The following is a 23330-nucleotide window of genomic DNA, read 5'->3' on the forward strand; positions in this document are numbered from 1 at the left end:
AGGGGGAAACCCTTGAAAAGATTTAAGGAGGATTGCCAAAGAACACGACATCCTGTCGTAAAGGCAATCCGCATCGCATCCAGCGACGCGCCTGTGAGAGTAGGACGTTGCTATGCAAGCTAAGGTAATCACTCGTCTGAGTGGTTACTTTTTTTATGTTCTAAAAAGGGGGAAACCCTTGAAAAGATTTAAGGAGGATTGCCAAAGAACACGACATCCTGTCGTAAAGGCAATCCGCATCGCATCCAGCGACGCGCCTGTGAGAGATAGTAGTGTAATGAACAATTGCTTATCCAAATTGATAAAGGGTATTTTAAAAATCCTTATAATTACATTTTATTAACAGAAACGTTACAAAGGTTTTATTTTATGTTTAGTATGGTATTATATAAACAACCAAGTAAGGAGTTGAATGTACATGAGAAAAAATTATCGTTGGATTGCAATCGCTGTAACAGTCATCTTTACTTTATTAAAACGTGCTAGAAAAGCTAAATGAGATCATTTAGCTTTTCTTTTTTGTTATAATAGATATTATTCGCTACAGAGGAGTTTACATAATATGAGTAAATCATTATTTATTACATTTGAAGGTCCAGAAGGTGCTGGTAAAACAACAATTTTAAAAAAAATTGTTGAAAGGTTCCAAGAACAGGGGATAGATATACTAGCTACACGTGAACCGGGTGGTAGCTATATTGCAGAGCAAATTCGTCAAGTTATTTTAAATCCTAATCATACAGAAATGGATGCTAGAACAGAGGCCTTGCTATATGCAGCAGCTCGAAGTCAGCATTTTGCTGAAAAGATAGAACCAGCTTTAGCAGAGAGCAAAATTGTTTTATGTGATCGTTTTATTGACTCTTCCTTAGCTTATCAAGGTGTAGGTCGTTCTTTAGGTATTAATAAAGTATATGATATTAACGTATTCGCAATCGGTAATAAGATGCCAGATTGTACAATTTTATTTGATTTAGAGCCTGAAGTTGGTTTAGCACGTATTCATGCGCATTCAGAGCGTGAAATTAATCGTTTAGATGTTGAAAGTTTAACTTTCCATCAAAGTGTAAGAGATGCATACTTACAATTAGCAGAAAAATATTCAAATCGCATCCAAATCGTGGATGCAAACCGTCCAATTGAAGTGGTCGTTGAAGATGTATGGCGTATTTTACAAACATCTATAGCAAAGTAAAGGTCGTAAAATAATTCTTATGTTATAATTTAAAGAAAGAACCAATACCTAGTGAGGTGGATCCGAATGAAATTAGTGGTAGCAGTAGTGCAAGACCAAGATAGCAATCGACTTTCCAATGCTTTAACGAAATATGATTTTCGCGCAACGAAGTTAGCCAGTACAGGTGGATTTCTTCGTTCTGGAAATACAACATTTTTAATAGGTACAGAAGATTCATTAGTTCCAAAAGCTTTAGATGTCATTCGAGAAAATTGTCGTGCAAGAGATCAAATGGTTGCACCAATTTCTCCAATGGGTGGTAATGCAGATTCTTATATTCCTTACCCAGTAGAAGTAGAAGTTGGTGGAGCAACAGTATTCGTTCTACCAATTGAACAGTTCCATCATTTCTAGAGTGGAGGCGTTCGTCTTTGAAGATTAATCAAGATCTTCGAATCGGTAATAACCAAGCAAGAAAACCTTTGCCTATGCAGCAGCCTAATACCCGTTTTGGTGATATGGTTGTTTCACAAGGTCAAAAAATGCAAACTGAGCAAATTACAAGGTTATTAGGCGATATTTCAACAGCAGGAGATCGTATAGCAAAGTCGCGTAATTTAAGAGATTTAGCGAAATTTAAAATGCTTGTAAAACGTTTTTTGAAAGAAGCTGTATCTTATGGTATGGAATTAAAACAATCTCATACATGGAATCGCTTCGGAGAAGGAAGACGTTTGAAAATTGTTGATACAATTGATGGAAAATTAGTTGAATTAACAGAAGATATGTTAGATGAAGAAAAAAGTTCAGTTGATTTATTAGCTAAGATTGGTGAAATTAAAGGTTTATTAATTAACTTATACACGTAGCTCCCGTGTTTTTCGGTAGGACCGGAACACGGGTTTTTTTAAAAGAGGTGAAATGATGCAAGTCGATTTAACAATGTTGGAACAGACTCAACCATATGTTTTAAAACAACTTCAAACAATTTTTGACCATCAAAAAGTAGGGCATGCCTATATTTTTGAAGGAACTAGAGGTTCTTTAGTAGAGGAAATGATGTTCTATTTTACAGAATTGTTACTTTGTGAACATCCAAATGGTCATGTTCCATGTGAAACATGCAGAAGTTGTGTGCGACTGCACTCAGGAAACCATCTGAATTTTCATGAAGTTTTTCCAGAAGGGCAGTTTATTAAGGTAGATGCAATCGAACGTTTACTAGATGAATTAAGTAAAAAGGGTGTCGAAGAAGGCAGAAAAATTTATGTAATTCATGATGCAGAGCGTTTGAATGTAAAATCAGCTAATAAACTTTTAAAATATTTAGAAGAGCCGGATGGTACAGTTACAGCAATTTTTTTAACGAATAATATAAATGCGATTATTCCTACAATTCGTTCGCGCTGTCAGCAGATTAAATTCCAGCCAGCGTCTAAAAAACTTCTAGTAAAACAATTACAAGAACACCAAGTTACATATTCAAGTGCATCGACGTTAAGTATGATTACAGCTAATTTAGATGAGGCACTTCATTTATCAAATGATGATGCGTTTGCACATGCAAGAAAAACAGTGTTAAAATTGGTAGAGGCAGTTTCAAAAAATGTACATGAGTCATTGTTAGTTGTACATGAAGAATGGTTGCCTGCCTTTAAAGAAAAAGAGCAGATGGAATTGGCATTAGACCTACTATTATTTGCAATTCGTGATATAGTAGCAATAAAGGCAAACCCAGAGGCAGAGCTAACTTATCCAGATCAAAAACAGTTGTGGAGTATGCTAGCTTTACGTTCATCATATCAGCATTTATCTGTACAGTTGGAAGCCGTCCTACGTGCACGTCAACAGCTACAGAGTAATATGAATCGAACGTTGCTGATGGAGCAGTTAATGCTGAACCTTCAGGAGGGGAAATCCTTTGTATAAAGTTGTCGGTGTCCGCTTTAAGAAAGCGGGTAAAATATATTATTTTGACCCTGGTGCTTATCAAATCGAAAAAAATGATTATGTAATTGTAGAAACAGCAAGAGGCGTTGAGTATGGTAAGATTGTTGTGCCAATTCGCGAGGTAGGGGAAGATGATGTCGTACTTCCTTTAAAACAAGTGGTTCGACCAGCTGATGAACAAGATCGTTTTCAAGTAGAGGAGAACACAAGGGATTCAAGAAAAGCATTTGATTTAGCCACTGAAAAAATTGTGGAGCATCAATTAGATATGAAGCTTGTAGACGTTGAATATACCTTTGACCGCAATAAAATTATCTTTTATTTTACAGCGGAAGGTCGTGTTGATTTCCGTGAACTTGTAAAAGATTTAGCTGCTGTTTTCCGTACACGAATTGAATTAAGACAAATCGGTGTGCGTGATGAAGCAAAAATGTTGGGTGGTATCGGTCCATGTGGTCGTATGTTATGTTGCTCAACATTCTTAGGTGATTTTGAGCCTGTTTCAATTAAGATGGCAAAAGATCAAAATTTATCATTAAATCCAACAAAAATTTCAGGTTTATGTGGTCGTTTGATGTGTTGTTTAAAATATGAAAACGATGAATACGAAGAAGTTCGGGAAAAAATGCCTGATATCGGTTATACAGTAAATACACCCGATGGAAAAGGGAAAGTAGTTGGCTTAAATATTCTTGAGAGAATGTTACAAATTGAATTATTTGAGCATAAACGTGTTTTAGATTACACATTGGACGAAATTTTACAAAGTATGGGTAAGAGCGTTCAATAGATCAATAATGAGGTGGCTTGAGTGAAGGACCGTAATTTTTTAGATACTGTTATGGAGTTCGAACAGCAGCTTGAGTTGATGCAAAAGCAATTTGAGGTCTTGAAAAATTCAGTAGCATCGATGATGGAGGAACATCAAGCGCTCCAAATGGATAATCATCACCTACGTACAAGATTAGAAAAGGTTCTAGCGAGTAATGAATCAATTGGGATTCAAGAGAAGCCAGATCGTACAAAGAAAGAACTTTTTGATATTGGAGAGGGTTATGATAACTTAGCTCGTCTGTATCAAGAGGGTTATCATGTTTGTTCGTTAAATTTTGGAAGCTCAAGAAAAGGCGAAGAATGTTTATTCTGTCTTACGTTTTTTGATAAAAAAGGTGAGAAGCAAAACGGCTAAAAGACTGATTCCACATGTATGTGTGGCTCAGTCTTTTGCTATGTTGGAGGGATATTAAAGTATGGAAGAATGGTTAAAAGATGATGAGAGGTTAGATTATTTATTAGCAGAGGAATTGCGTATTATTCAGAGTCCATCTGTTTTTTCATTCTCTTTAGATGCAGTTTTACTATCGCAATTTGTGAATGTTCCACATCACAAAGGAAGTATAATTGATTTATGTGCTGGAAATGGAGCGATTCCTTTATTTTTAAGTAAACGAACAAAAGCACATATCACAGCAGTGGAATTACAAGAAAAACTAGTGGATATGGCGACGCGTAGTATTCAATATAACAAACTAGAAAATCAAATTAAAATCATGCAAGGTGATGTTAAAACGATTAGTAGTGTATTAGGAAACGAAAAACACGATATTGTGACATGCAATCCACCATATTTTTTAGCGCATGAAGCAAGTGATAAAAATTTAAAAGAGCATGTCGCAATCGCACGTCATGAAATTCATTTGAAATTAGAGGAGATGATTTATACAACGGGCAAGTTATTAAAGCAAGGTGGTAAGGCAGCATTTGTACATCGGCCAGGACGTCTATTAGATATTGTGACAGCTATGCGTGCAAATCGAATTGAGCCAAAGCGTATTCAGTTCGTCTATCCAAAACAAGGGAAAGAAGCCAATACACTTTTAATAGAAGGAATCAAAGATGGAAAACCAGATTTAAAAATTCTACCCCCTCTTTATGTATATGATGAGAATGGGGAATATACAAAAGAAGTACATGAGATGCTATATGGAAAAGAGTCTTAACCATTGTATGTATGTACTTCGTTGTGCAGATGGTACGTATTATACAGGTTATACAAATCATTTAGAGCAGAGAATTAAAACACATAATGCAGGAAAAGGGGCGAAGTATACGCGATGTCGCTTACCTGTGGAATGTATGTATTATGAAGTTTTTGAAACAAAGTCAGAAGCGATGTCTGCTGAGTATTATTTTAAAAAGAAAAGTAGATTAGAAAAAATAAAATATATGCGAGAAAGAGGTGTCGAATTTGATTCAGACACAGATGAGTAGCCAATACGAAAAAGGTCCATGTCTTTATTTAGTAGCTACCCCGATTGGAAATTTAGAAGATATTACAATGCGTGCAATTCGTATTTTAAAAGAAGCAGATTACATTGCGGCAGAAGATACACGTAATACGAAAAAGTTATGTAATTACTTTGAAATCGACACACCACTTATTAGTTACCACGATCATAATCAAGAAGTTGGTGGTGAAAAGTTATTAAAATTACTACGTGATGGAAAGACGATTGCACTTGTAAGTGATGCTGGTTTACCTGCAATTTCAGATCCAGGAGCAGATATTGCGATGAAAGCAATTCAAGAAGATTTTGCAGTTGTGCCACTTCCAGGTGCAAATGCAGCAATTACAGCGCTTATTGCTTCGGGATTACCAACACAACCTTTTTATTTTCATGGATTTTTAAGTCGTTATAAAAAAGAACGTCGTGAGGGGCTAGAGGCTTTACGTAATAAGCAAGAGACTATTTTGTTTTATGAAGCACCACATCGTTTAAAAGAGATGTTAAAAGATGTTCAACTCGTTTTAGGAAATCGTCAAATTGTATTAGCTCGTGAACTGACAAAGAAATTTGAAGAGTTTATTCGTGGAACAGTAGAAGAAGCACTTGAATGGACAAATACGAATGAAGTACGTGGTGAGTTTGTAGTTATAATAGAAGGAACTCAAGAAAAAATTGTAGAAGAAGCTGCAATTTGGGAAGCTTTATCGATTAAAGAACATGTACAACAATTAATGGATGAACAAGCAATAAGCTCAAAAGAGGCGATTAAAGAAGTATCAAAATTACGCAAGTTATCAAAGCGTGAAGTGTATCAAGAGTATCATATAGATGCATAAAGAAGAAAAGCCCTATGAAACGGCGAAATTTCATAAGGGCTTTTCTATATATTATAGATCACATATTAAAACAAGGTTAGGTTTATGGTTTAATAAATTGTTACTCTACACTACTAAAATGATTATTTTGAAATTTTAGATTGAATTTCTTTTACTAAAATTTGTGCGCCTTCTGGGCTAAGGATTAAATTACCGCCAGCAAGACGGAAGTTATCGTCTGATACTTCACCTGTTACCATGCAAGTCATGTTAGGCATATATTTTTTTAAGATGATTTTATCATCATCAACATAAATTTCTAAAGCGTCCTTCTCTGCAATACCTAATGTGCGGCGAAGTTCGATTGGAATAACCACGCGGCCTAGTTCATCAACTTTACGTACAATACCTGTAGATTTCATTAATAATCTACCTCCTAATTTAAATTTTATATATTATATATTTCGTCAAAATTCGACATTAATTCTTCATCTGTGAATTATCATACCAACTAATTACATATACGTCAATTATTTTACCTGATTATTTTAATTTTTTTTTGAAAAAAAATCCATTTTACAAGTGAAATAAGCATATATTTTTGATTGAAATAGCCAAAATGTGTTGAAAAATCCAGTTTTTACGTCTGTAATAGTGCTTTAAAGTTAAAATGTTTTTTTCGACAAAATAAGACAAAAAGACAAATTTCATTTTTACTGAGATTTGCAAAAATGTTGAATTACAGATAAATACCCTGAATTCAAGGGAATTAAGCTAGGTTCTTTTTCCATTAGAAAATAAGTCTTGTAGAGTTCACTTGAAAGGAGTAGGGTACTCCTATAAAATAAGGTTTAAACAAATTAGACAATGGAGGAAGTTTTCGTGAATAATGAAAAGAAAACGTTCTATATAACTACACCTATTTATTACCCGAGTGGCCGTTTCCATATTGGTACAGCTTATACAACAGTGGCAGCAGATACAATGGCTCGCTATAAAAGATTAAGAGGCTTTGATGTACGCTTCCAAACAGGAATGGATGAGCATGGTCAAAAGATTCAAGAAAAAGCACAAGAAGCAAATAAATCACCTAAAGATTATGTAGATGAAATTGCGGCATCTGCAAAAGAACTTTGGAAGATGATGGACATCTCGTATGATGACTTCATTCAAACAACAGAAAAACGTCATACTGAAGCGGTTGAGAAAATTTTCCAAAAGTTTTTAGATAATGGCGATATTTATAAAGGTGAATATGAAGGATGGTACTGTACGCCTTGTGAATCATTCTTTACAGAAATGCAATTAGTAGACGGCAACTGTCCAGATTGTGGTCGCCCAGTAAATAAAGTAAAAGAAGAGTCTTACTTCTTTAATATGAAGAAATATGCAGATCGATTATTACAATACTATGAAGCAAATCCAGAATTCATTGAGCCAGAATCACGCAAAAATGAAATGGTGAATAACTTCATCAAACCAGGATTAGAAGATTTATCTGTATCACGTGCTTCATTCGATTGGGGCATTCGTGTTCCTGGAGACCCACGTCACGTTATTTATGTATGGGTAGATGCACTAACAAACTATATTACAACTTTAGGATACCCAATGGATGATAATGGTGACTTCAGTAAATACTGGCCAGCAGACGTACATGTAGTAGGTAAGGATATCGTGCGATTCCACACAATTTACTGGCCAATCTTCTTGATGGCACTAGACTTACCATTACCGAAAAAAGTATTTGCGCATGGATTTATTATGATGAAAGACGGTAAAATGTCTAAATCAAAAGGAAATGTTGTGTATCCTGAAATGTTAATTGAGCGCTATGGACTTGATGCAACGCGTTACTTCTTATTGCGTGAGTTACCATTCGGTTCAGATGGCGTATTCTCTCCAGAATCATTCGTAGAGCGTACAAACTTTGATTTAGCAAATGACTTAGGAAACTTATTAAACCGTACAATTTCAATGATGAATAAATACTTTGATGGTGTGATTCCAACAGAAAATTTACAAGCAACTGAATTTGACGCGGCATTACAAGCACAAGCAGATGAAACGATTGCGAAGTACGAAAAAAATATGGATCAAATGCAATTTAGCGTCGTGTTATCGGATGTTTGGGCACTTGTATCACGTACAAACAAATATATTGATGAAACATCACCATGGGTTCTTGCAAAAGATGAGGCGTTAAAACCACAACTTGCAATGGTTATGTATAATTTAGCAGAAAATTTACGTCGTGTGGCAGTATTATTACAACCATTCATGACAAAATCACCTGTGGAAATTATTCGTCAATTAGGCTTATCAACAGATGTACTGGTTTGGGAGACATTAACACAAACGCATGTTATTCCAGCAGGTACAAAAGTGATTGAAAAAGGTGAACCAATCTTCCCACGTCTTGAACAAGAGGTAGAAGTAGAATATATTCGTGAACAAATGAGAGGTTCTGTTAAAACATTAGAAGTAACAGAAGAAGCAGATGTCTATGATGAAGAAGCACCTGAAATCTCAATTGATGACTTCATGAAAGTAGATTTACGTGTAGCAACAGTAACTGCAGCAGAAAAAATGCCAAAAGCAGACAAGTTAATGAAGTTACAAGTAGATTTAGGTTATGAACAACGTCAAGTTGTATCGGGGATTGCAAAATTCTATACAGCTGAAGAATTAGTTGGACGAAAAGTGATTGTTGTAGCAAATTTAAAACCTGTGAAACTTCGTGGTGAATTATCACAAGGAATGATCTTAGCAGGAAGTAAAGATGACGTACTTGTTTTAGCTAGTGTAGATGAAAAATTAGCAAATGGTGCAAAAGTAAAATAAGAAAATACAAAAACTGGAGATGATTTTATAACATTTCCAGTTTTTTTATAAAAAACATTCTTTTTGATTTGGTAATCAAAGAAAAAGTTAGAATTTCATGATAGTCAAATTTACTACTTAAACACTATTTAAACATTATTTAAAGAGGACTAATTCCAATTTAATATGTAATTAGTATTATATTAATAAATTTTAAATTGGAAAAATTAATTTATGTAATAAATTTGTAATATACAGGTTATATATGAAATATTAAAACGGATAAAATAAGTACAGTGAAGGAGGAAGCCATGATGTTAATGGATACACATGTGCACCTAAACGCAGAACAATATGACGAAGACATAACAGAAGTAATTCAACGAGCTTTGGATGCGAATGTTCAAAAAATGATTGTAGTCGGATTTGATCGTCCGACTATTACGCGCGCCATAGAGTTAGTTGAAGAATACGAATTTTTATACGCAGCAATTGGTTGGCATCCAGTCGATGCAATTGATTGCACAGACGAAGATTTGCAGTGGATTGAAACACTTGCCACGCATCCAAAAGTGGTTGCCATTGGTGAAACTGGACTGGATTATCATTGGGATAAATCACCGAAGGATATTCAAAAAGAGATTTTCCGAAAACAAATCGCTCTAGCAAAAAGAGTAAAACTACCGATTGTCATCCATAATCGGGATGCAACAGAAGATTGTATTTCAATCTTGGATGAAGAAAATGCGAAAGAAGTCGGTGGTGTTATGCATAGTTTTAGTGGAAGCGTGGAAACAGCCGAATTTTGTATTAATAAACTTAATTTTATTATCAGTTTAGGCGGTCCTGTTACATTTAAAAATGCGAAAACACCGAAAAAAGTTGCTGAAGAAATTCCGCTGAAATACATCATGTTAGAAACAGACGCGCCATATCTTACACCACATCCATATCGTGGCAAGAGAAATGAACCTTCTTACATCCCTCTCATTGCAGAACAAATCGCAGCATTGAAAGGCATTACAGTGGAAGAAGTAGCGGAAATTACAACAGAGAATGCACATCGTCTTTTTTATAAAATTAAGTAGAAAGCCCTAAATTCCTTATGAACTCAAATGATTGATTCTACAGGATTTGTTAAAAATAGGTATTTTTTCTACTGTTGACAGTCCAAAAAAGAGTCTTTATAATCCAACGAGTGAATAAGGAGGTATTTTCATGTCAAATCATCCCATGAAAAAACTGTTCCCGGAATCATTAAAAAATTCGAAAGTGAAAATTGTTTTTACAACTCTTTCACTGATGATTGCGTTTGTAGTAGCTGCAGTATTTGGCTCTACAACTAATGAACAGGTAAGTAACACAGAAGCGAAATTAACGACTTCAAATACATCAGTAGATGCAAATCGTTTTGCAGGTGAAAAAATTGCGACAGTCGCATCTAAGAAATACAGAACAACAGCAGCATTAAATATGCGTAAAGGTGCAAGTACAAAATTTAAGCACATTGCGGTATTACCAAAAGGTGCTACAGTCACATATGTAAGTAAAAAAGGTGGCTGGTATAAAGTTTCGTATAAAGGTAAAAAAGGTTATGTATCATCAAAATATTTAAGCCGTACGAAAAAAGCATCAGGTTCAAATTATAGTTCAGGTCGTACAATGTATGTAGAAGCAACAGCCTATACAGCATATTGCTACGGATGTTCAGGTATTACAGCAACAGGCATCAACCTGCGTAAAAATCCGAATAGGAAAGTAATCGCAGTTGATCCTCGTGTCATTCCTTTAGGTTCTAAAGTATATGTACAAGGTTATGGTGTAGCGATTGCAGGAGATACAGGTGGCGCAATTCGCGGTAACCGTATTGATGTATTCTTAAAATCAAAAACAGCGATGCGTAACTGGGGTCGCCGTACAGTGAAAATTACTGTATTATAAATAGTAAAGAGGGAAGCATAGATATAATATGCCCCCTCTTTTTTTTTGAGAAAAACGCATATTTTCACTATAGTTCAACTTCGTGTATAATAGGAATATTGCAAACTGAGATGAAAAGAGGATTTGAACGTACGTGAAAATCAAAGAAGTCATTGTAGTAGAAGGAAAAGACGACACAACAGCGATTCGGAAAGCAGTAGAGGCTGATACGATTGAAACAAATGGTTCAGCTATTTCAAAAGAATGTTTAGAAAGGATTCAACATGCGCATGAAGTAAGAGGCGTGATTGTTTTAACAGATCCAGACTATCCGGGGCGTCGTATTCGCGCTTTAATCGAACAACAGATTCCAAATGTTAAACACGCTTTTTTACCTAAAAAACAAACGATTGCGAAGAATGGCAAAGGGTTGGGGATTGAACATGCTAGTCCTGAAGATATCAGAACAGCTTTGCAAAATGTTTATACAGTTGCAGATGATAAGTTTGTTTCGACAATTACATCAGAAGATTTAATCGCAGCTCAATTATTATCACATCCAGCTGCCAAAAAGCGTCGTGAACGTTTAGGTGAACTTTTAAATATTGGTCCAACGAATGGAAAACAACTAGTAAAAAGACTAGAAATGTTCCAAATCACAGAAGAACAGTTTGGTGCAGCAATTGCACAAATGAATCAGGAGGAAAAACATGCATAAAGATATTGCGACACCCGTTCGCACACAGGAGATTTTAAAAAAGTACGGCTTTTCATTTAAAAAGAGTTTAGGGCAGAACTTTTTAATCGATCCAAATATTTTAAGAAACATTGTAGGACATGCAGATTTAACGAAGGATAGCGCCGCCATTGAGGTGGGCCCAGGGATCGGTGCTTTAACAGAACACTTAGCACGCCAAGCAGGTAAAGTGGTATCGTTTGAGATTGACCAACGTCTATTACCTGTATTAGAAGATACACTTTCTCCATACGATAATGTCGAAATCATTCATTCAGATGTTTTAAAAGCAAATGTAAAAGAAGTGATTGATACGCAATTAGCAGGTTATGAGGATATTATGGTTGTAGCAAACTTACCTTACTATGTAACAACACCAATTCTTATGAAATTATTATTGGAAGGTCTACCGTTACGCGGAATGGTTGTCATGATGCAAAAAGAAGTAGCAGACCGTATTTCTGCAAAACCAGGCACAAAAGCGTATGGTTCACTTTCAATCGCTGTACAGTACTATATGCAAGCTGAGATTGCGATGATTGTACCGAAAACTGTATTTATGCCACAACCGAATGTTGACTCGGCTGTATTGCGTCTGATTCGTCATGACACACCACCTGTACAAGTAAAGGACGAGGACTTCTTCTTTACAGTTACAAAAGCTGCATTTGCACAACGTCGTAAAACGCTGTTGAATAATTTACAATCGCAATTGCCAAATGGAAAAGCACGCAAAGAAGAAATTTTAGTTGCGCTTGAAGAAGCAGGTATTGAGCCGACAAGACGCGGTGAAACCTTATCAATAGAAGAATTTGGTAAGCTGTCAGACCATTTGTTACCAATTTTTCATTCTTAGAAAAAAATATAGAAAATCATATAAAAAAGAATTGACATAAGAATTGCTGCTTGATAAAATATTTATTTATGTATTGACAAACGTAGGTATTTTTGCTATGCTTGTATCTAGTGAGGTGTAAGCGAAATGCCAAAAACATTAGCCGACATTAAAAAGTCGTTAGATTGTCATTTGGGTAAACGTCTGCAATTAAGAGCAAACGGTGGACGCAAGAAGACCATTGAGCGCGTTGGAACATTACGTGAGACTTATCGCGCAGTATTTGTAGTGGACTTAGATCAAGATGAAAATGCGTTTGAACGCGTTTCATACAGCTATACAGATATTTTGACAGAGGCAGTAGAAATTACATTCGATGAAGAACCTAAAACTGCAGTAATTGATTAGTATTTATAATTTTTATGATTTTTTGAACACTTATCTTATAACTAGATAAGTGTTTTTGTTATGACAAATTTCTAACTCTCCTACTTATGTGGTAGTTATGATAAAATATAAAACAGTAATCAAATGAGCGAAATTCGCAACAAGGAAAGAAGTGGAGGATCTTTATATGCTTTATGTAAAAGCACCCGCTAAGATTAACTTAACATTAGATGTTTTAAATAAGCGTCCTGATGGCTATCATGAGGTAGAAATGATTATGACAACGGTAGATTTAGCCGATCGTATTGGACTAGAATTACGTGAAGATGATGCGATTCATATTTATTCTTCAAATAACTTTGTACCAAATGATCATCGTAATTTAGCTTATCAAGCAGCAGCTATTTTAAAAGAACGTTTTAAGATTCGAGAAGGCGTAAATATTACAATTGATAAACAAGTACCGATTGCAGCTGGTTTAGCAGGTGGTAGTAGTGACGCAGCAGCTACATTAAAGGGTTTAAATAATTTATGGAATTTACAGCTTACATTAGATGAAATTGCAGAAATCGGTTCAGAAATCGGCTCAGATGTTCCATATTGTGTATATGGGGGGACAGCTATTGCAAGAGGTCGTGGTGAAAAGATTGAGCGTATTGAGGCGCCACCGAATTGTTGGGTTGTATTAGCGAAGCCATCAATTGGCGTTTCAACAGGTTCAGTATATGGTGATTTACAATTAGATTCGATTGAGCATCCAGATACACAGAGAATGAGGGATGCGATTGCAAATGGTAGTTATGAAGAAATGTGCGCGAGTGTGGGGAATGTTTTAGAGAGCGTTACATTAAAGCTTCATCCAGAAGTATCGAGCATTAAGGAACAAATGAAGCGTTTTGGTGCAGATGCGGTATTGATGAGTGGAAGTGGCCCGACAGTATTTGGACTTGTATCAAATGAAACGCGTACAACACGCATTGTAAATGGTTTAAGAGGTTTTTGTGACGAAGTATATGCGATACGAATGTTAGGCGAACGCGAGTCGCTTGATTAAAGGCGTATGTTTATGGTAGATTTTGTATAGAATATTCGTGTTCAGGAGTGAATCACATGAAATGGAAGCGTAGTGAGCGTCTTGTAGATATGACGCATTATTTAATGGAGCATCCACAACAATTAATTCCACTTACTTTCTTTGCGGAATCATATCAATCGGCTAAATCTTCAATTAGTGAAGACTTAACGATTGTGAAAGAAACGTTTGAAGAAAGAGGAATTGGTTTATTGGTAACTGTTCCAGGAGCAGCTGGTGGCGTAAAGTATATTCCAAAAGTGCCAGATACAGCAGTAAAGAAGATTATTGAAGAATTAAAACAAGAATTAGGGCATTCGGATCGTTTATTACCGGGTGGCTATCTGTTTATGACAGATTTATTGGGCAATCCAGATTTGATGAATCGTGTAGGGAAAGTATTTGCATCTGCATTTTGTGACCAAAAAATCGATGTTATTATGACAGTAGCAACAAAAGGTATTTCGATTGCTCATGCAATTGCACGACACTTGAACGTACCTGTTGTTGTCGTACGACGCGATAATAAGGTAACAGAAGGTTCTACCGTAAGTATTAACTATGTGTCAGGGTCTTCTCGTCGTATTCAAACGATGGTATTATCAAAACGTAGTATGCAAAGCGGTCAACGCGTACTTATTACAGACGACTTCATGAAAGTTGGCGGTACGATGAATGGTATGAAGAATCTTTTAGAAGAATTCGACTGTACATTAGCAGGGTGTGCTGTGTTAGTTGAAGCAGAGCATCCGGATGAGCGTCTAGTCGACGATTACTATTCACTTGTGAAGCTAAAAGAAGTCAACGAAAAAGACCGTACAATTGTTTTAACAGAGGGAAATTACTTTACGAAAGGTGGAAATTAGGGTGAAAGAAGTTTCGACAACAAAGGCTCCAGCAGCGATTGGACCATATGTACAAGGTATGATTGTAAACAATATGTTTTACAGTTCAGGTCAAATTCCATTGACTGCAGAAGGTGTTATGGTTGAAGGTGATATTGTCGCACAAACACAACAAGTTTTTGAAAATTTAAAAGCTGTACTTGCAGAAGCGGGTACATCATTAGATCGTGTTGTAAAAACAACTGTTTTTATGGCAGATATGAATGATTTTGCAGAAATGAATGTGATTTATGCAAACTATTTTGGAGAGCATAAACCAGCACGTAGCGCAGTAGAAGTAGCACGCCTACCAAAAGATGCGCGTATTGAAATTGAAGTAATCGCATTAGTATAATCTTATAAAATAAAACACCTCTTAGTATTTTTGGAACTGACCTAAATTAATGAGACAAATAAAAACACCTTTCGTTGAAAAACGGGTATTAAACATAGTAAATCAACGTGGAGGTGTTTTTTGATTTAAAACACCAAATAAATGAACTTTTTGATATATATTTCTTTTATACATAAAAAATTCTAAAAATTTAAAAAAGTAAGAAGGGATTGGGTAATTTTTGAAGAATAAAGAAAGTGGATAGGATTAGCTATGCAACTAAGATGAGAGGTGGTGAAAAAATGGAAGTTACAGATGTGAGATTGCGCCGTGTTCAAACAGACGGCCGTATGAGAGCAATCGCTTCCATCACACTGGACAACGAATTCGTCGTACATGATATTCGTGTAATCGATGGGAATACAGGGTTATTCGTAGCAATGCCAAGTAAACGTACGCCAGATGGTGAGTTCCGAGATATTGCACATCCAATTAACTCTGGTACAAGAACAAAGATTCAAGAATCAGTGTTAAAAGCTTACGAGGAATCAAGCGAGGAAGAAGCTGTTGTACTAAATGAAGTCGAAGTTGAAGTATAAGACGTAAGCGCGGAGCCACCTAATTCACCATAGGCAGGCTCTTTTTTTATGGGGAAAATAATAAAGAGATTTCGGTCGTTTGACATACTATACCGAAATCTCTTTAATTTATGTGTTTTGTAACATTCGTTCTAGCGACTGTAAGGCATATTTCGTCGTTTCATCATCTACTGTAATTTGATGCATCGTCTCACCTGCAACGACTTGATCTAATTGCCAAAGTAGATGCGGTAAGTCGATTCGGTTCATTGTTAAACAAGGACACATATTTTCATTTAATGAGATGATGTGTCGCTCAGGATATTGTTTGATGATTCGTTTGACTAAATTCATCTCTGTTCCAATTGCGAAACTTATATGGGGATCAGCCTGTGCAATTGTATCAATAATATATTTTGTTGAACCAGCGTCATCAGAAGCTTGTACGACTTCATGGCTGCATTCTGGATGAACAATCACTTTCATGTCAGGATAATTTTTGCGTACTTGTTCAATGTGTTGAACAGTAAATCCTTCATGCACAGAGCAATGTCCTTTCCATAGGATGACAAGGATATCTTGTTTGTCGCCTTCAAAAATTAGATTACGTTTAATTGGATCCCAAATTGCCATTTGTTCTAGTGGGATCCCCAAGTCGAACGCAGTATTTCGACCAAGATGTTGATCTGGTAAAAAGAATAGACGTTGTTTTTGTGTAAATGCCCATTCGACCATTTTTTTAGCATTTGAAGAAGTCACACAAGCTCCACCGTGACGACCTGTAAATTCTTTAATGGCAGCAGTTGAGTTCACATATGTTAATGGGATAATCGTATCATCAAAAATCTCCTGTAAAATATCCCAAGCCTGTTCGGTTTGATGAATGTTTGCCATATCAGCCATTGAACATCCCGCACGTAAATCCGGTAGGTAAACACGCTGATGTGCTGACGTCAACATGTCAGCTGTTTCTGCCATAAAATGTACGCCGCAAAAGACAATATGCTCCGCTTCGGTATTTGCTGCACATATTTGAGCTAGTTGTAAAGAATCTCCTGTCACATCAGCAAACTGAATTACTTCATCTTTTTGATAATGATGCCCTGGAATTAAAAGCTTTGTACCAAGTTCTTTTTTAATGTTATGAATACGATTTTCAATTTCTACAGTTGATAAAGTTAAATATGTTTCCGGTATTTTTGAGATTTGTGTTAGTAAATTCACGTTTAAACTCCTTTCAATTGAACGAGTGCGCTCATATCTAATGAATGAATCGAATGTGTTAATGCTCCGAGTGAGATGTAATGTATTTCAGTAGCTGCATATTCAGGTAAGGTATCAAGCGTAATACTGCCAGAAGCTTCCGTTATGATGTGAGGTGGAATAAGTGGTAACCACGACTCAATTTCCTCTGGTGTACGATTATCAAGTAGTAGAAGATCGACACCTGCTTCAATCGCTTCAATTAATTGTTCCTTTGTTTCGACTTCGACTTCAATTTTGGTTGTGTGACCTAATTGTTGTTTCACATGGTTCACAGCTTTTGAAATGCTCCCGGCAAATTCAATATGGTTATCTTTTAACATGACACAGTCATACAGTCCGTTGCGATGGTTAAAGCCGCCTCCTACACGTACAGCATATTTTTCAAACATACGTAAGCCAGGTGTTGTTTTACGTGTGTCACAAATACGTGTACGCGAATTTGTAGTTGCGGCTACTGCTAGAGCTGTTTTGGTGGAAATCGCTGACATACGCTGAATTAGATTCAAAATGACGCGCTCTCCACTGAGAAGTGTTCGAATAGGTCCTTCAATACGTGCAATTAAATCACCTTTTTGAATTGCTGTACTATCTTGAATCAATTCATGAACTTGAATTGATTCATCGGTTAGTAATTGAAAACCGATTTGAATAATTTTTTCGCCACAAAAGATCCCATCTTCCTTTGCGTAAAGTGAAAATTCACCTCTCTGTTTCTCATCGAATAGTAATTCGGAAGATAGATCTGTATCACCGATGTCTTCATTGAAAAATTCCGTAAGTTGTTGCTTGAGTTTGAGTAAATTCATACCATGTCCCCCTATAAATTGGCTGGTCTTTTTGTTGAATAAATAATGTTTGTGTTAAAGAATTATCACTTTGTGGATAGTCACTTCGAATATGTCCCCCACGCGATTCTTTTCTTACAAGGGCAGCTTGTACAATTAATTGAGCAGTTATGTGCATAAAATAATGTTCTATATCTAGCTGCGTCAAGTGGCGAACATCTTGTAGAAGTGGTTGTTGTAACTGCGTGCTTAATTGATCTAAATCATGTTCATTTCGAATAATACCTACTGTATGCATCATATGTTGTTGCAATACACTCGGTGTCATGAGTGATGGAAGTTGCTTCTTCTGTGTTGTAATCGCATTTTCTGTGTAGTCAATCTCGCGTGATGTATGTAAGTGCTTCGCTAAACGTTTTCCAAAAGCTAACCCTTCTAATAGAGAATTACTAGCTAATCGATTTGCACCGTGGATGCCATTACAAGCAACTTCCCCAATTGCATACAATCCGGGCAACGATGTTTCACTGTTTACATTAGTCATAATTCCACCCATTAAAAAATGACTTCCTACAGTAATCGGAATACGTTGAGTTTCTAAAGAAATGCTCAAATCACTACATTTTTTAGCGATGCTCGGAAATCGAGTTGTGAAATTTTCAACGCATGAAATATCTAAAAAAACGGTATGCCCTTGTTTTATTTGATCGTAAACTGCTTTTGCTGTAATGTGTCGCGGTGCTAAATCACGTTGTGGATGATCTTCCATAAAATAATGTTGCTGTTCATTAACGAAACGTGCACCAGCACCTCTCACAGCTTCTGATACAAGACCATGCGTCTTTCCTTCATGGAAAAGTAACGTAGGATGAAATTGAATAAATTCTAAATCAGCTACAGTTGCACCAGCCAAGTAAGCCAAAGCAATCCCATCGCCAAAGCTATTTTCGCAATTTGAAGTTTGCGGGTACAGTGATCCAATGCCTCCTGTTGCTAGAATGACAGCTTCACCTGTGTAACGACATAATGCACCCTCCACATTCTTTGTATAAACACCGATTACACGTTGTTCTGGATTCTTAATTAATTGAATGGCACATTCTTGTTCATGCACGATGACGTTTGATGGGAGTGTTTTGTATAAAAATTCAATTGTATTTTTGCCTGTCGCATCACCGCCACTATGGATAATTCTGTGATGGGAATGGGCGCCTTCTAAACCAAGTGAAATCTCACCATTGCTTGTCCGGTCTACAGGTAAACCAGCTTGAATTAATTCTTTCGTAGCGATGTGACCTTCTCTTACGAGGAGTTGTACCATCTCATGATTCGTATGATTAACACCTGCTTCATGTGTATCTTGTTCATGTGAGGAGAAGGAGTCTTCGTGATGCCAAACCGTTGCAATGCCACCTTGTGCATAATAAGAACTGCTTTCATAAATTTCTCTTTTTGTAATGAGGTGAATTGTTTTATGAGAGGGTAATAGGCGAGCGCATTGAAGTGCGGCAATCCCACTACCGATAATCAAAATATGATTTTTCATTTTACTTAACCTTCTTTACAGTTGTCTTGTCACATATATTTACATAAAATATGAAATAAAACAAGTTTTGTTTATGGAAAGAGGTTTTCGTATGGTGTACCTAGATTATGCTGCTACAGCGCCTATGAGCGATGAAGCCATTCGTATGTACGGGGAAGTTGCAACTACTTATTATGGAAATGCGTCTAGTTTACATGAAGCGGGTTGGTATGCGGCACAAATTTTACAACTAACAAGAGAACAAATTGCTTCAATTTTATCAGTTTCTTCAGACGGTATTTATTTTACAGGTAGTGGTACGGAAGGGAACTTAATCGCAATCCTATCCATTGTGTTAGGGCAAAAAAAAAGGCAAATTATTACGACGATGGCAGAACACACTTCTGTTCATGCGGCGATGAATACATTGACAAGATGGGGCTATGAAGTTATCAAATTACCTTTAATGCCATGTGGACAAATTAATTTAGAAGAGTTAGAAATGCTGATTACAGAAGATACTGCACTTATTAGTGTGCAGCATATCAATGCAGAAATTGGTGTCATTCAACCGATTGAAGCAGTATGTGAAATTGCGAAAAAATATCAAATCCCTGTTCATACAGATTGCGTACAATCCTTTGGGAAAGTCCCTTTACATGATATTGCTAAAATAGTCGATAGTTTGACAATTTCAGCGCATAAAATTGGTGGCCCGAAAGGAATGGGGGCAATTTATATTCATCCTAAAAGAATCATTGAACCTTTATTTCCTGGTGTGACACATGAGAAAGGGGTGCGTGGTGGGACAGTAGATATTCCGTCTGTAGCAGCTTTTTCAGCGGCACTGAATCAGTTATTTACAAAACAAGACCTTGTAAAGTTAACACAGTTACGGTATTACATATTGTCAGAACTTCGTACATTACCGATTAAAGTAGTTGAATCGTCAAAGGAACAATACCCTGGAATTATTGGCATGATGGCGAAAGGGATGGAAGGTCAATTGATGATGTTGGAATTAAGTGAGAAAGGTTTTTATATTTCAACGGGAAGTGCATGTGATGTAGAGCAAGATGAAGGTACAAAAACAGTTCTCGCAATGGGTTATACACCATCACAAGCGCGTCAATTTTTCCGTGTATCATTACATCCTAAAAATACATTGGAAGAAATAGAAGAATTCGTAGGAGAAATGGGTAATATTATAAAAAAACATGAATTTTCTATGAACAAGTAAATGTGACTTTTCGAGCAGAATAAAGAGGAACTGTCTAAACAATAGCTTTTATGCGAATAAAAAAGGCAAAGATTTCTAATCATAAGTTGTATGACCTCTTTTTGTCAAGTCATGTACCCTTGAAAAATGCTTACATTTACTATATAGTCATAATAGAAAATCAGCTAAATGGAGGACTTGCGAAATGACAAAAATTTATGCGGTAGTTTTGGCTGCTGGTCAAGGAACGCGTATGAAGTCCAAATTATATAAAGTTCTTCATCCGGTTTGTGGGAAGCCAATGGTTGAGCACGTTGTCGATCATATTCGTGATTTAGACGTAACAAAGATTGTATCAATTGTTGGTCACGGCGCTGAGAAAGTAAAAGAGCAGTTAGGTGACAAAAGTGAGTATGTGTTACAAGAAGAACAACTTGGAACAGCTCATGCAGTTCAGCAAGCTGAAACTTTACTAGGCGACCTAGAAGGCACAACCATCGTTATTTGTGGAGATACACCATTAATCCGCCCTGAAACGATGAAGGCATTACTAGAGCACCACCAGCAACAAGCTGCAAAAGCAACTATCTTAACAGCTGTCGCTGAAAATCCTACAGGTTATGGTCGTATTCTTCGTAATGAAGAAGGACATGTTGAACAGATTGTAGAGCAAAAAGATGCAACAGTTGAACAACAAAAAGTAACCGAAATTAATACAGGCACATATTGTTTCGATAATAAAGCACTATTTGAAACATTAAAACTTGTTAAAAACGATAATGCACAGGGTGAATACTATTTACCAGATGTTATTGAAATTTTAAAACAACAAGGTGAAATCGTATCCGCGTATATTTCAGACGATTTCTCTGAAAATTTAGGAGTCAATGATCGTGTAGCTCTTTCTCAAGCAGAAGAAATTATGCGTGCGCGTATTAACGAAGCACATATGAGAAATGGTGTAACAATCATTAATCCAGCAAATACGTATATTGGTGCAGATGTTACAATTGGTAGCGATACAATTGTTTACCCAGGTACTTTACTTGAAGGTCAAACGGTGATTGGTGAGGATTGCTATATTGGCCCGAACAGTCATATTGTAGATAGCCAAATCGGTCATCGTACAAAAATTGATGCATCTGTTGTGGAAGAAAGTATGATTGGTGAAGATGTCACAGTCGGACCTTATGCACACATTCGTCCAGCTTCAAATGTTTTAAATCGCGCAAAAGTAGGCAACTTTGTTGAGTTGAAGAAAACAACTTTAGGTGAAGGAAGCAAAGCTTCACATTTAACTTACTTAGGTGACGCTGAAATCGGTGCAGACGTTAATATTGGCTGCGGGACGATCACAGTAAATTATGACGGTGTTAATAAATTTAAAACGACAATCGGTGATCGTTCATTCATCGGCTGTAACGCAAATTTAGTAGCACCTGTAACAATTCATTCAGACACATATGTAGCGGCTGGAACAACAGTTACAAAAGAAGTTCCGCCATTCGCACTTGCCATTGGACGTTCTCGTCAAGAGAACAAAGAGAATTACGTTAACAAATTAAATTCTAATAAATAATTAATATTTAACAGGAGGCCATCATGCCGTATCAATATGCTAACTCAAAATTAAAAATCTTTTCTCTGAATTCTAACGAACCACTTGCAGCTTCGATTGCAAAAGAAATGGGAGTAGAACTTGGTAAAAGTTCTGTAAAACACTTCAGTGATGGAGAAATTCAAATCAGTATTGAGGAAAGTATTCGTGGTTGTGACGTATTCATCGTGCAGTCAACTTCCGCTCCAGTAAACGAAAACTTAATGGAGTTATTAATTATGATCGATGCTGTTAAACGTGCTTCAGCTCGTACAGTAAACGTAGTAATGCCATACTATGGTTATGCTCGTCAAGATCGTAAAGCACGCTCACGTGAACCAATTACGGCTAAATTAGTGGCTAACCTACTAGAAACAGCAGGTGCAACACGCGTTGTACTTCTTGATTTGCATGCTCCACAAATTCAAGGTTTCTTTGATATCTTAATCGACCACCTTGTTGGTGTTCCATTAATCTCTGATTACTTCAGTCAAAAAGGTTGGAACCCAGAAGATATCGTCGTAGTATCACCAGACCACGGTGGTGTAACACGTGCACGTAAAATGGCAGAACGCTTGAAAGCACCAATCGCGATTATCGATAAGCGTCGTCCAAAACCAAACGTAGCAGAAGTTATGAACATCGTTGGTAATGTAGAAGGTAAAATTTGTATCTTAATCGATGATATCATTGATACAGCTGGTACAATTACAATCGGTGCGGATGCATTATTAAAATCAGGTGCAAAAGAAGTATATGCTTCTTGTACACACCCTGTATTATCAGGCCCAGCGATCGAGCGTATCGATAACTCTGTAATTAAAGAGTTAGTAATTACAGATTCAATCCAATTACCAGAAGAAAAGAAAATCGCGAAAATTACACAACTATCAGTTGCAAAATTGTTAGCAGATGCAATCGTTCGCATTTACGAAAACAAATCAGTATCAAAATTATTCGATTAATCATTCGAATGAGAGCAGGTGGGGTTCATCCTCATCTGTTCTTTTTTTATGCAACAAATTATCATGTGAAGCGTCCTAGTATTGTAAGAATGCCAAACGCATTCATTTGCTCCATGTTTATAGCACTTAAAACAGGGTATGTGTATTAGGTGTAACTATGAGACGGAAGGGGAA

At 36.4% G+C, this 23330-nt stretch carries 26 protein-coding genes; 22 read left to right on the plus strand and 4 right to left on the minus strand.

The annotated features are described in order from the left end of the window. Positions 1 to 562: 562 nt before the first annotated feature. The 9 genes from tmk (at position 563) to rsmI (ending at position 6251) form a co-directional block, all read left to right on the plus strand. Entirely contained in the window at positions 563 to 1195 is a 633-nt protein-coding gene (tmk, locus tag MHB75_RS13085; protein WP_340998192.1) for a dTMP kinase, read from the plus strand. Between the two features lie 66 nt (positions 1196 to 1261). Beyond that, positions 1262 to 1591, plus strand: a complete 330-nt coding sequence (locus MHB75_RS13090; protein WP_141274451.1) for a cyclic-di-AMP receptor — start codon at positions 1262 to 1264, stop codon at positions 1589 to 1591. 17 nt (positions 1592 to 1608) lie between these two features. Beyond that, a complete protein-coding gene (locus tag MHB75_RS13095) occupies positions 1609 to 2046 on the plus strand; it encodes a YaaR family protein (protein ID WP_340998194.1) in 438 nt (145 codons plus the stop codon). Positions 2047 to 2101: 55 nt separating this feature from the next. Next, positions 2102 to 3106: a DNA polymerase III subunit delta' C-terminal domain-containing protein gene (locus MHB75_RS13100; RefSeq protein ID WP_340998641.1), complete on the plus strand. Its 1005-nt coding sequence runs from the start codon at positions 2102 to 2104 to the stop codon at positions 3104 to 3106. Continuing rightward, positions 3099 to 3917 carry a PSP1 domain-containing protein gene (locus tag MHB75_RS13105; RefSeq protein WP_068456798.1) on the plus strand — a complete coding sequence of 273 codons (819 nt, stop codon included), beginning with the start codon at positions 3099 to 3101 and terminating at the stop codon, positions 3915 to 3917. The genes MHB75_RS13100 and MHB75_RS13105 overlap by 8 nt, the downstream gene beginning before the upstream one ends. 21 nt (positions 3918 to 3938) lie before the next feature. Then, positions 3939 to 4316, plus strand: a complete 378-nt coding sequence (gene yabA, locus MHB75_RS13110) for a DNA replication initiation control protein YabA (protein ID WP_340998197.1) — start codon at positions 3939 to 3941, stop codon at positions 4314 to 4316. 61 nt (positions 4317 to 4377) lie between these two features. Beyond that, positions 4378 to 5127, plus strand: a complete 750-nt coding sequence (locus MHB75_RS13115) for a tRNA1(Val) (adenine(37)-N6)-methyltransferase (RefSeq protein WP_340998198.1) — start codon at positions 4378 to 4380, stop codon at positions 5125 to 5127. Then, the gene (locus MHB75_RS13120; protein WP_141274454.1) at positions 5111 to 5398 is read left to right on the plus strand and encodes a GIY-YIG nuclease family protein; all 288 of its coding nucleotides are present in this window, start codon (positions 5111 to 5113) and stop codon (positions 5396 to 5398) included. The genes MHB75_RS13115 and MHB75_RS13120 overlap by 17 nt, the downstream gene beginning before the upstream one ends. Then, entirely contained in the window at positions 5379 to 6251 is an 873-nt protein-coding gene (rsmI, locus tag MHB75_RS13125) for a 16S rRNA (cytidine(1402)-2'-O)-methyltransferase (protein ID WP_340998644.1), read from the plus strand. The genes MHB75_RS13120 and rsmI overlap by 20 nt, the downstream gene beginning before the upstream one ends. 122 nt (positions 6252 to 6373) lie before the next feature. On the opposite strand, the gene MHB75_RS13130 is transcribed toward rsmI, so the two are convergent. Then, the gene (locus tag MHB75_RS13130) at positions 6374 to 6652 is read right to left on the minus strand and encodes an AbrB/MazE/SpoVT family DNA-binding domain-containing protein (protein ID WP_068456783.1); all 279 of its coding nucleotides are present in this window, start codon (positions 6650 to 6652) and stop codon (positions 6374 to 6376) included. 445 nt (positions 6653 to 7097) lie between these two features. On the opposite strand from MHB75_RS13130, the gene metG reads away from it, so the two are divergent. The 10 genes from metG to spoVG all read left to right on the plus strand — a co-directional run bounded on the left by metG (position 7098) and on the right by spoVG (position 15820). Next, a complete protein-coding gene (gene metG, locus MHB75_RS13135) occupies positions 7098 to 9074 on the plus strand; it encodes a methionine--tRNA ligase (protein WP_141274455.1) in 1977 nt (658 codons plus the stop codon). Positions 9075 to 9367: 293 nt separating this feature from the next. After that, entirely contained in the window at positions 9368 to 10141 is a 774-nt protein-coding gene (locus MHB75_RS13140; protein ID WP_141274474.1) for a TatD family hydrolase, read from the plus strand. A 130-nt stretch (positions 10142 to 10271) separates the two neighbouring features. Further along, entirely contained in the window at positions 10272 to 10994 is a 723-nt protein-coding gene (locus tag MHB75_RS15145; RefSeq protein WP_141274456.1) for a 3D domain-containing protein, read from the plus strand. Between the two features lie 133 nt (positions 10995 to 11127). After that, on the plus strand, positions 11128 to 11691 hold the full coding sequence (rnmV, locus tag MHB75_RS13155) for a ribonuclease M5 (protein ID WP_340998200.1): 564 nt from the start codon (positions 11128 to 11130) through the stop codon (positions 11689 to 11691). Then, the gene (rsmA, locus tag MHB75_RS13160) at positions 11684 to 12565 is read left to right on the plus strand and encodes a 16S rRNA (adenine(1518)-N(6)/adenine(1519)-N(6))-dimethyltransferase RsmA (protein WP_141274457.1); all 882 of its coding nucleotides are present in this window, start codon (positions 11684 to 11686) and stop codon (positions 12563 to 12565) included. Before rnmV ends, rsmA begins: the two co-directional genes overlap by 8 nt. A 126-nt stretch (positions 12566 to 12691) precedes the next feature. Beyond that, positions 12692 to 12952, plus strand: a complete 261-nt coding sequence (gene veg / locus MHB75_RS13165; protein ID WP_068456765.1) for a biofilm formation stimulator Veg — start codon at positions 12692 to 12694, stop codon at positions 12950 to 12952. A 166-nt stretch (positions 12953 to 13118) separates the two neighbouring features. Further along, positions 13119 to 13985 (plus strand): 4-(cytidine 5'-diphospho)-2-C-methyl-D-erythritol kinase, encoded by an 867-nt coding sequence (ispE, locus tag MHB75_RS13170; RefSeq protein ID WP_141274458.1) that lies wholly within the window; start codon positions 13119 to 13121, stop codon positions 13983 to 13985. Positions 13986 to 14041: 56 nt separating this feature from the next. Continuing rightward, positions 14042 to 14869 (plus strand): pur operon repressor, encoded by an 828-nt coding sequence (gene purR, locus MHB75_RS13175; RefSeq protein ID WP_340998203.1) that lies wholly within the window; start codon positions 14042 to 14044, stop codon positions 14867 to 14869. Position 14870: 1 nt separating this feature from the next. Then, positions 14871 to 15242, plus strand: coding sequence for a RidA family protein (locus MHB75_RS13180; protein ID WP_141274460.1), 372 nt, complete (start codon positions 14871 to 14873; stop codon positions 15240 to 15242). A 281-nt stretch (positions 15243 to 15523) separates the two neighbouring features. Continuing rightward, positions 15524 to 15820, plus strand: coding sequence for a septation regulator SpoVG (spoVG, locus tag MHB75_RS13185; RefSeq protein WP_068456752.1), 297 nt, complete (start codon positions 15524 to 15526; stop codon positions 15818 to 15820). 108 nt (positions 15821 to 15928) lie between these two features. Here spoVG and nadA read toward each other — a convergent pair whose 3' ends face one another. From nadA to nadB, 3 genes are read right to left on the minus strand one after another with little or no spacing between them, the layout of a single operon-like run. Continuing rightward, on the minus strand, positions 15929 to 17023 hold the full coding sequence (gene nadA, locus MHB75_RS13190) for a quinolinate synthase NadA (protein WP_340998205.1): 1095 nt from the start codon (positions 17021 to 17023) through the stop codon (positions 15929 to 15931). Positions 17024 to 17025: 2 nt separating this feature from the next. Beyond that, positions 17026 to 17871, minus strand: a complete 846-nt coding sequence (nadC, locus tag MHB75_RS13195) for a carboxylating nicotinate-nucleotide diphosphorylase (protein WP_141274462.1) — start codon at positions 17869 to 17871, stop codon at positions 17026 to 17028. Further along, positions 17825 to 19396, minus strand: coding sequence for an L-aspartate oxidase (nadB, locus tag MHB75_RS13200; RefSeq protein WP_340998207.1), 1572 nt, complete (start codon positions 19394 to 19396; stop codon positions 17825 to 17827). The genes nadC and nadB overlap by 47 nt, the downstream gene beginning before the upstream one ends. A 91-nt stretch (positions 19397 to 19487) precedes the next feature. Here nadB and MHB75_RS13205 point away from each other — a divergent pair, with 91 nt between their 5' ends. The 3 genes from MHB75_RS13205 to MHB75_RS13215 all read left to right on the plus strand — a co-directional run bounded on the left by MHB75_RS13205 (position 19488) and on the right by MHB75_RS13215 (position 23156). Beyond that, the gene (locus MHB75_RS13205; protein WP_340998209.1) at positions 19488 to 20615 is read left to right on the plus strand and encodes a cysteine desulfurase family protein; all 1128 of its coding nucleotides are present in this window, start codon (positions 19488 to 19490) and stop codon (positions 20613 to 20615) included. Between the two features lie 184 nt (positions 20616 to 20799). After that, positions 20800 to 22173, plus strand: coding sequence for a bifunctional UDP-N-acetylglucosamine diphosphorylase/glucosamine-1-phosphate N-acetyltransferase GlmU (glmU, locus tag MHB75_RS13210; RefSeq protein WP_340998210.1), 1374 nt, complete (start codon positions 20800 to 20802; stop codon positions 22171 to 22173). 23 nt (positions 22174 to 22196) lie between these two features. After that, positions 22197 to 23156, plus strand: coding sequence for a ribose-phosphate diphosphokinase (locus tag MHB75_RS13215; protein ID WP_068456734.1), 960 nt, complete (start codon positions 22197 to 22199; stop codon positions 23154 to 23156). The last annotated feature ends 174 nt before the right edge of the window (positions 23157 to 23330 follow it).

It is taken from the genome of Kurthia sp. FSL E2-0154, assembly GCF_038003625.1.
Taxonomy (GTDB): Bacteria; Bacillota; Bacilli; order Bacillales_A; family Planococcaceae; genus Kurthia; species Kurthia gibsonii.